The organism is Jiella soli (assembly GCF_020615385.1).
GTDB lineage: Bacteria > Pseudomonadota > Alphaproteobacteria > Rhizobiales > Rhizobiaceae > VKMB-3413.
Genome location: NZ_JAJAVB010000035.1, coordinates 59,486 through 68,817, shown reverse-complemented (window position 1 = coordinate 68,817; position 9,332 = coordinate 59,486). Strand labels below are relative to the sequence as shown.

Here is a 9,332-nt window from a genome sequence, read left to right as displayed (position 1 = left end):
AGATTGTCACCCATGTCTTAGGAACGTTCTGTTACCCATGTCTCCGGGGCGGACATTGGAAAATTTGGAGCGGGCGATGGGATTCGAACCCACGACCCCAACCTTGGCAAGGTTGTGCTCTACCCCTGAGCTACACCCGCCCGCTCCTGGCGGCGCTTCGTTCAGCGCCGCGGACGGGGGCTATATGACGGAAAGCGTGAGGGAATGCAACAGCCAAATGAAGCTTTGTTGGTCGAACCGCGCAGACCCGCCGGCCAGTACGCCCTCGCCCGGAATCCGGCTCGCTGGGACGAATTTTCCGGGTCTGCCGGGCAGGGGTCGGGAAGGCTCCAGGCAGGCGCTGTCCCGGCGCCTGCGGGCGCTCCGATTCGCTTGCGGTCGAATCACGCGTTCACCGCAGCTGCGCCGCGCCGAGGCCGAAGCCTGAGCGGGCGCTGGCGGCGGAGGCTGACCGCGTGAGAGGCGATCAGCGCTTGCGCGGGTTGTCGCGGGAGGAAGGCGCCGAGCCGCCCCGCCCCTTGCGGCGCGGAGGACTGGCGAGCGGGGTCGGTCGATCCTGCCCCTGTCCACCGGGTGTTTCGGCCACCGATTCGCCCGCGGCCGTCTTGGCGGCACTGGCCGGCTTCGCGGAAGTGTTCTCGCGGTTTGCCTTGGCCGCGGCCTTCGCCGCCTTGCGGACCGCTGCTGGTCCGGGGCCGCGGTTCACCGCTTTGCCCGGGGAGGGGATCGGCGCCGCTGCCGGGATCGTCCGAACTTTCTTGGCCGAGCGGGCGGGCGACGGCTCCGCCCCCGCCGTCATGCGGTCCGAGCTGCCGACGGCTCGCGGCGAGGCGTCCGGCGCCGGCTGGGGGCGTCTGTCCACGGCAGGTCCGGCATCGGCGCGGGACGTGGCAGCGGGCGGCATTTCATGCGCCGGCTCCGTGGCCGGGCCGCCCGAAGCGATGTCGACAGCCTCTGCGGCTGGCTCGCCGGGTGCTGCCGCGGGCGCCACGGCTTCCGCATCGATTGGAGTGACCGGAGCCGGCGGCGCCGCTTCAGCTGCCGGCGACGCGTCGACAGGGGAGGACGCATCGGTCGCCTTCGCCCCATTGCGGTGGCGGGGCGCGGAGAAGCCGGCATTGTTCGAGCCGGCAAAGGCGCCGAACGGATAGGCCATGGCCTCCATGGCGGTGTCCATCAGCGCCTGGGCGGGGCCCGCCATGGCGCGCATGGCCGAATCGGGTGAGCCGAGGCCCGCGACGCCCAATCCCATCTCGCCACCCATCGTGCGGTCGCGGCCGAGCTGACCGGCCTTGGCGCGGCGCTCGGCATAGGCGCCGATGCGCTGCAGGCCCTTTGCAGGCTCGGCCGACTTCGGCGGCGTGGCGCCCGCATGGGTCGTGCCGTGCGTGAGGGCGAAGTCGACGATGCGCGGCGCGATTTCGGCGCGATAGCGCGACCCGTTGAAGACGCCGTAATGGCCGACCTTTGCCTGCACATAGTGGACGCGCTTGTCGTCGGGGATGTTGACGCAGAGCGTCTGGGCGGCCTCGGTCTGGCCGACGCCGGAAATATCGTCGTTCTCGCCCTCGACCGTGAGGAGCGCGGTCCGCTTGATGGCAGTCAGGTCGACGCGCCGGCCGCGATGGGTGATCTCGCCCTTGGGCAGCGAGTGCTTGATGAAGACCTCGTCGACGGTCTGCAGGTAGAACTCGGCCGCCAGATCCATCACCGCATTGTATTCGTCATAGAAGGTGCGGTGCTTGTCGGCCGAATCGCCATCATCCTTGACGAGGTGCCAGAAGAACTCCTTGTGCGCGATCAGGTGCCGGTCGAGGTTCATCGACATGAAGCCGGTGAGCTGAAGGAAGCCGGGATAGACCGGCCGCATGAAGCCCGGCTGCGGAAACGGCACCTGCATGATCACATTGTCGCGGAACCAGTCGATGCCCTTCTCCTGGGCGAGCTCGTTGACAGCGGTCGGATTGATCCGCGTGTCGATCGGGCCGCCCATGAGCGTCATCGTGGCCGGCGCGCAGGGATCGCCGCCTTCCTCCATCAGCGCCGTGGCGATCAGCACCGGCACGGCCGGCTGGCAGACGCCGATGACATGCGTGTCGGGCCCGAGGAAGCGCAGCATATCCACGACGTAGTCGACATAGTCGTCGAGGTCGAAACGCCCGTCGGACAGGGGCACTTTTCGGGCGTCGGTCCAGTCGGTGATGTAGACGTCGGCATAGGGCAGGAGCGCCTCGACCGTGCCGCGCAGCAGCGTCGCGTAATGGCCGGACATCGGGGCGACGATGAGGATGCGCGGGTCGGCGGCGCGGCCCTTGGGCAGTTCGCGCTCGAAATGCAGGAGCCTGCAGAACGGCTTCTGCCAGACGGGCCGGTCCTGGACCGGCACCCGGCGGCCGTTGATCACCGTCTCGTCGAGCCCGAATTCGGGTTTGCCGTAGACCCTGGTGGTGCGTTCGAACAATTCGGCCGCCGCAGCCATCGAGCGGCCGGCGGTCGTGTGGGACATGGGATTGAGCGGATTCTGGTAGAACAGCCGGGTGGCGTCCGCCACGGCGCGAAACGGCGTCAGCGCGGCATGATTCCATTCATAGAGCTGATACAACATCGAATCCTGCTTTCCGTTTCGAACGAATTTCCTGCCGCTTGCTGCACTGCAAATATAGGGCGAATCGGTTTCGATCCAAAGCTGGCCGCGGCGCCTTGCCAGTTCATGCCGCTCGCGCGGCGGCACATCCGGCCCCTTTAAGCGTTCTGCTGGCTGGCAGGAACGGCCCGCATGTCAGTCCCTTGCCGCCGATGTCGCGCCGCCTTTAAAGCCGCTGCCGGCGACCCCGTGTCGACCCCGCCGCGAGAGCCAGCGGATCATCACCGTCCGGTCGGATCCGTCACTGCCCGGCGGGGTCTCCGCGATTCGCCGCCGTGTCAACCATTCCGTACAATCCTTGTCCGGAACTCGAAGGAAGTGAAGGCGCTCGTAGAAGAACGCGCCGCAGGGAAGGTCGCAATAGGTCGAAAGTCCGACGGCGCGGTAAAAATACCACGCGGCCCGCTGCGCGACGGCCTCGACGAGCGCCGAGCCGATCCCGCGGCGTCCATGGGCCGGATCGACCGAGAGCTCCGCCAGCCAGTAGAGATCGTCCGTGTCACGGGCGGCGGCAAAGCCGACCGCCTTCGACGTCGCCTTGTCTTCCGCCACGAACACCTCGTGGTCGAGAAGGAAATCGACATAGGCCATGAGCGCGGGGACCGGTTCATCCGCGAGCCCACTTTTGCCGGCGGCGATAAGGACGGAGTTCCCTGCCTGTTCGATCTCGAGCAGGCGCTCCGCCTCGCCGGGCTCCATCATGCGGATGCGATACCCGTCGGGAGCCAGTCCCTTGAACGCCTTGCGTCCGGCCCTGGCCCCGGACGGCGCGGCCTCGTCAGCCGTCATAGCCCTCGACGATATACATGTCCGCCGTCGCGACCTTGCGGCGGATGGCGGCGGCCTTCTGGTACTGCTCGCTGTCGAAGCAGGCCTTGGCGGTCTCGACGCTGTCGAATTCGATCACGACGTTGCGCGGGCGCGCCGTGCCTTCGAGTTCCGTGACCGGTCCGCCCCGGGCGAGGAATTTCGCGCCATATTCGCGAAAGGCAGGCGCCGCCGTCTCGACATAGGCCTTGTAGCCCTCGGGGTCGTGGACCTCAACGCGGGCGATCCAGTAGCCTTTGGCCATGTGCGTTCCTCCCTCTTTCCGGTCGTTCGGGTCAGCGGTCCGCGACAGGGGCGGACTGCATCTCCTCGAGAATGGCCTTCGCGGCCCGAAGCGGATCTCCTGCCGCGACGATCGGGCGTCCGACGACGAGATGCGTAGCACCCGACGTCAGGGCGTCGGCCGGCGTCGCGATCCGCTTCTGGTCGCCGGCCTCGCCGCCGGCCGGGCGAATGCCGGGCGTCACCAGCGCCATGTCCGGCCCGATCAGCGTACGGAGCGCTGCGGCCTCGGTCGGCGCCGCGACGATCCCGCCCATGCCGATCTCTCGGGCCTGGCCGGCGCGCTGCCGGACGAGTTCGTCGACACCCATCCGGTAGCCGGCGGCATCGAGATCGCGATCGTCGAGCGAGGTCAGCACTGTGACGCCGAGCAGTGTCACGTCGGTGCCGCCTGCCGCCGAAACCGCCGCGCGCATGGCATGCGGATAGGCGTGGATCGTGAGCATGGACGCGCCGAGCGACAGCGCGCTCTCGACGCCCTTGGCGACGGTGTTGGGGATGTCGAGGAGCTTCAGGTCCAGGAAGACCCGCTTGCCGGCGGCGGCAAGCTCGGCGACCAGCGGCAGGCCGCCGGCATAGGCCAGCTGATAGCCGATCTTGTACCAGAGGACGCTCTCGCCGAGCGTCTCCACGATCGCCTCGGCCTCCTTGCGGGACGACAGGTCGAGCCCGACGATGAGACGCTCGCGCGGCTCCATGCTCATGCGGCGGCGCCCTCCGGCGGGATGTCGACGGTCACCGTGGTGCCGACCGTGTCCGAGTTGACGTCGAGCCGGGCATCGAGGCCGCGCACGAGCGAGATGGCGATCCGCCCGCCGAGCCCTCCGGACCCCTCCCTGGCGCGCTTTCTGCGCGCCGCGTTATCACCCGATTCCACAATCTCACTGCCGGATGCCGAGCCGTCGCGCGCCATGCCCAGGGAGCCGGCGATCTCCCGCGCGGTGTTCTCGCCGCCGCCGGCCTCCGCGATCTCGTGTTCCGCCGCTTCCTTGACGTCGGCTTCGACGGCGCGTGTCGACTGGTAGGGCCAGTTGCTCCCCGGCGGCAGGCCGATGCCGTCGTCGGTGACGGTCATGCGGATGATCCCGGAGGACAGCATCTTCAGCCTTGCCTCGACCAGGCCTTCCTCGCGATCCTCGAAAGCGTGCTTCAGGGCATTGGTCAAAAGTTCTGAGAACAGCAGGCCGATGCGCGCCGCGCGATCGACATTGACGTCGATGGCATCGCAGTCGACGTTGATGCGCACCGAACGCCGGCCGTCGAGATGGCCGATCGTCGCCGCGACCCGGCTGACATAGGCGCCGAGCGGAACGCGCTTGGAGTGCGAAGACCCGACGCCGGCCTCGGACATCTCCTGATAGAGGAGCTGCAGGCTCTCGATCCGGCGAGCGAGCGCATGGAAGGCCTCCTCGCTGGTCTGCGAGCGCGCCTGCATCCGGATCATGCCGATGATCATGGCGAGATGGTTCTTGACCCGGTGCTGGATCTCCCCGAGCGTCGCATCGATCGGCGAGGGAGCGGCCGCATCGCCCTTGGCGACCGTGAGATCCTCGCCCTCGCTCATGTCGCGCTGCACGCCGAGGAAGCATTGAAGCTTGTCCTCCTGATCGTAGAGCGGCGTGATCATCAGCCGATTGAGGAAACGCGTCCCGTCCGCCCGGTAGTTGACGATGTCGACCGAAATCTCGCGTTCGGCCTTCAGCGCCTCGCCGATCTGCCGAACGTGGTCGGGATCGGTCTCGTCGCCCTGCAGGAAGCGGCAGTTGCGGCCGATCGCCGCCTCCGCCGCATACCGGGTCATGCGTTCGAAGGCGCGGTTGGCGTAGACGATGGGATTGTCGTCGAGGTACGGATTGGTGAGGACCAGCGCCAATGGCAACTTGGCCAGGGCCGCCGTGCTGATGCCCTCGGGCATCGTGCCGGACTGGTCCCTTGAAAACCCTTCTTCTCCCATTCCGTCCCCTGTACCCGCCGACAGATCCGCTCGGGGCGGATCATGCGATTCGAACACGCCTGATACATCGTCCGCGTGCGTCGTGGTGCACCACAGCACACAACAGACCGATCGGAAAGATCATGAAGGCTTGCATGAATTCAAGACCTTCGGTCGCGCGACCGTATGTCGCCGGGTAACCGCGCCTGGTCAGTGAGCTTCTTCCCAGTTGTCGGCGGCCTTGGCTTCCACCTCCAGCGGCACCGATAGCGAGACGCGCGGGGATGCTGCGCCCTCCATCACCTCGCGGATCACCGGCAGGCTCGCCTCAACCTCCTCATCCGGCACCTCGAACACAAGTTCGTCATGGACCTGCAGGAGCATCCTCGCCGACAGCCCGGCCGCGATGAGGGCGGTCTCCATCCGGATCATCGCGCGGCGGATGATGTCGGCGGCCGTGCCCTGGATCGGCGCGTTGATCGCGGCGCGCTCGACGGCCGCGCGCACAGAGGCGTTGGCGTGAGAGATGTCCGGATAATGCGCGCGGCGGCCGAACAGCGTCTCGACATAGCCGTGCTCCTTACAGAACGCCTTGGTGGCGTTCATGTAGTCGCGGATGCCGGGGAAGCGCTCGAAATAGCGCTTGATGTAGGCGCCCGCTTCCTCACGCGGGATCGACAGCTGGTTGGCGAGGCCGAAGGCCGAGATGCCGTAGACGATGCCGAAATTGATCGCCTTGGCGCGGCGCCGCACCTCGCCCGGCATGCCCTCCACCGGGACGCCGAACATTTCCGACGCTGTCATGGCGTGAATGTCGAGACCTTCCTGGAAGGCCGCCTTCAGCTGCGGGATGTCGGCGACATGGGCGAGGATGCGGAGCTCGATCTGGCTGTAGTCGGCCGAGACGAGCTTCGTGCCTTGCGGAGCGACGAAGGCGGTGCGAATCGCCCGGCCTTCCTCGGTGCGCACCGGGATGTTCTGGAGGTTCGGCTCGGAGGAGGAGAGGCGGCCGGTGGTGGTGGACGCCATCGAGTAGGAGGTGTGGATCCGGCCCTCGGAATCCAGATAGGCCGGCAGCGCGTCGGTATAGGTGCCCTTCAGCTTGGTGAGCTGGCGCCAGTCGACAACCCGGCGCGGCAGTTCGTGTCCCTCCGCGGCGAGTTCCTCCAGGACGCGGACATCGGTCGACCACTGGCCGGTCTTGGTCTTCTTGCCGCCGGGAAGGCCGAGCTTGCCGAACAGGATCTCGCCGAGCTGCTTGGGCGAGCCGGGATTGAACTCCTCGCCGGCCATCTCGGCGATCTCGGCCTCGAGCCCGGCTTGTTTCTGGGCGAAGCGGCCGGACAGGCGCGACAGGATCTGACGGTCAGTCTTGATGCCGCGATGCTCCATCCGCGCGAGCACTGGCACCAGCGGCCGCTCCAGCCGCTCGTAGACGGAGGCGAGGCCTTCCGCTGCCAGTCGCGGCTTGAGCACCTGCCAGAGCCGCAGCGTCACGTCGGCGTCCTCGGCCGCGTATTCGGTCACCTTCTCAATGGCGCAGGAGGCGATCGGCTTGGCGCCTTTGCCCGAGCCGCAAAGATCCTTGTAGGCGATCGGCTTGTGACCGAGGAAGCGCTCGGACAACTCGTCCATGCCATGGCCCTCGAGCGAGGACGAGGCGTCCAGCGCATAGGAGATCAGCATGGTGTCGTCGAAGGGCTCCACGGTGATCGCGTGGCGCAGCATGACGAGATAGTCGTATTTGAAGTTCTGCCCGATCTTCAGGACCGAGGCGTCCTGAAGCACCGGCTTCAGGATCGCCAGCGCCTCGTCCATCGGGATCTGCGGCCCGACCTCGTCCTCGGCCGCCGCCTTGTCCGAGAGAAGGTCGGCGTCGCCGGAGGGCGGGACATGGGCGAGCGGCACATAGGCCGCGCGCCCCGGACGCGTCGCGAAGGAGACGCCGACGAGTTCGCCGGTCATCGCCGACAGCGAATTCGTCTCGGTGTCGAAGGCGAGGATCCCGGCTTCGCGCGCCTCCTCCATCCAGGCCCTCAGCGTCTCGGTGTCGCGGATCGTCTCGTAGCCGGAGTGATCGAATGGCAGCGCGGCGACCGCCGCCCTGCGGTTTTCGACCAGTGCCTTCGGCCGCAGCGGCAGTGCCGCCTCCCCGGCCTCGGTCGACGAAGCGGCGGCCGAGGCGGTGGCGGGATCGAGGTCCGGACCGCGTGCCGGACCCTCCACGGAAAGGCTTGCGGCCTCCACGTCGGAGGCCTCGGTGCCGAGCTGGGCGGCGACGCGGCGGGTGAGGGTGGTGAACTCCATCGCCTTCAGGAAGGCGATCAGCTTTTCTCCGTCCGGCTCGTGGATGAAGAGATCGTCGAGTGCGACATCCAGCGGCGTCTCGCAATCCAGCGTCACGAGGGTCTTCGACAGCCGCGCCTGCTCGGCGAACTGGATGAGGTTCTCGCGGCGCTTGGCCTGCTTGATCTCGGAGGCCCGCGAAAGCAGCGTTTCGAGATCGCCATATTCGGTGAGGAGCTGGGCCGCCGTCTTCGGCCCTATGCCCGGCACACCCGGCACGTTGTCGGAGGTGTCGCCGACCAGGGCCTGAAGGTCGATCATCTTGTCCGGATAGACGCCGAACTTCTCCTTCACTTCCTCCGGGCCGAGACGCTTGTCCTTCATCTGGTCGTAGAGGATGACGCCGGGCCCGACGAGCTGCATCAGGTCCTTGTCCGAGGACACGATGGTGACGTCGCCGCCGGCCGCTACCGCCTGGCGCGTATAGGTCGCGATCAGATCGTCGGCCTCAAATCCCTGCTTCTCGATGCAGGCGAGGTCGAAGGCGCGAACGGCCTCGCGGATCAGCGAGAATTGCGGGACGAGATCTTCGGGCGGTGCCGTCCGGTTGGCCTTGTAGTCGGCGTAGAGCGCATTGCGGAACGTCGTCGAGGAATGGTCGAAGATCACCGCGAAATGCGTCGGCGCGACGCCGACCGAGGTGTCGCGTGCTTCCTCGACGAGTTTCCAAAGCATGTTGCAGAAGCCGGAGACGGCGCCGACGGGCAGCCCGTCGGACTTGCGGGTCAGCGGCGGCAGCGCGTGATAGGCCCGGAAGATGTAGGCTGAGCCATCAACGAGAAAGAGGTGATCGCCTTTGTTCATGGGGCGGTGGTAGCTTGCGGCCCTGCCGGAGTCCATCGGCCCGAGCCGTGCGGGCGCGCGTCGCCTTCTGGAGCCGGAGCCGGTGGCACGATGGACACAGGGCGAAGATTTCCTGCCGAAAATCGCGCCCGGGGTCTTGCATGCAGTGCACTCATCATGTTTCTGTCCAAATGTTTATGATTTAATCACACCTATGTGACCGCGCGCGCATGCGTTCGGCTTGATTTCCGGCCCGCCGAGTCGCATCTTGGTCGTGACGGCGCCACTGGCGTCGTGTTCGGCCAAGGCACGTCCCCCGCTTTAGAGCCGAATTCAGGCGATCGGTCCTCTTCCCCCTCTCCGGGACCATTGCCGCTAGAAAGCGAGAGAGTCGTTACGGCGAATCCCCCTCCAGGCCGTGGCGGCTCTCTCTGCATTTCCAGACTTCCATCCCATCTCTCGCACTGGATTTGTCGCGCTCCTCGCCGCCGGCAAGGCGTCGAAATCGCCCGGCCT

The 9,332-nt window shown here is 67.0% G+C and carries 5 protein-coding genes, 1 tRNA gene and 1 pseudogene; all 7 read right to left on the bottom strand.

What is annotated here, in order from left to right; all coding sequences use genetic code 11:
* Nucleotides 1–65: 65 nt before the first annotated feature.
* The 7 genes and pseudogenes from LH400_RS21870 to polA all read right to left on the bottom strand — a co-directional run bounded on the left by LH400_RS21870 (nt 66) and on the right by polA (nt 8,837).
* Nucleotides 66–140: transfer RNA gene (locus LH400_RS21870), tRNA-Gly, on the bottom strand.
* A 1,166-nt stretch (nt 141–1,306) separates the two neighbouring features.
* A pseudogene (locus LH400_RS21865) lies at nt 1,307–2,605 on the bottom strand (polyhydroxyalkanoate depolymerase); the annotation flags it as partial.
* A 174-nt stretch (nt 2,606–2,779) separates the two neighbouring features.
* On the bottom strand, nt 2,780–3,433 hold the full coding sequence (locus LH400_RS21860) for a GNAT family N-acetyltransferase (RefSeq protein ID WP_229155576.1): 654 nt from the start codon (nt 3,431–3,433) through the stop codon (nt 2,780–2,782).
* Nucleotides 3,423–3,716 (bottom strand): DUF1330 domain-containing protein, encoded by a 294-nt coding sequence (locus LH400_RS21855; RefSeq protein ID WP_229155574.1) that lies wholly within the window; start codon nt 3,714–3,716, stop codon nt 3,423–3,425. Before LH400_RS21855 ends, LH400_RS21860 begins: the two co-directional genes overlap by 11 nt.
* Before the next feature lie 31 nt (nt 3,717–3,747).
* Nucleotides 3,748–4,452 carry an orotidine-5'-phosphate decarboxylase gene (gene pyrF / locus LH400_RS21850; RefSeq protein WP_229155580.1) on the bottom strand — a complete coding sequence of 235 codons (705 nt, stop codon included), beginning with the start codon at nt 4,450–4,452 and terminating at the stop codon, nt 3,748–3,750.
* Between the two features lie 2 nt (nt 4,453–4,454).
* Nucleotides 4,455–5,669 (bottom strand): PAS domain-containing protein, encoded by a 1,215-nt coding sequence (locus tag LH400_RS21845; protein ID WP_229155572.1) that lies wholly within the window; start codon nt 5,667–5,669, stop codon nt 4,455–4,457.
* 228 nt (nt 5,670–5,897) lie between these two features.
* The gene (gene polA / locus LH400_RS21840; RefSeq protein WP_229155570.1) at nt 5,898–8,837 is read right to left on the bottom strand and encodes a DNA polymerase I; all 2,940 of its coding nucleotides are present in this window, start codon (nt 8,835–8,837) and stop codon (nt 5,898–5,900) included.
* Nucleotides 8,838–9,332: the final 495 nt, after the last annotated feature.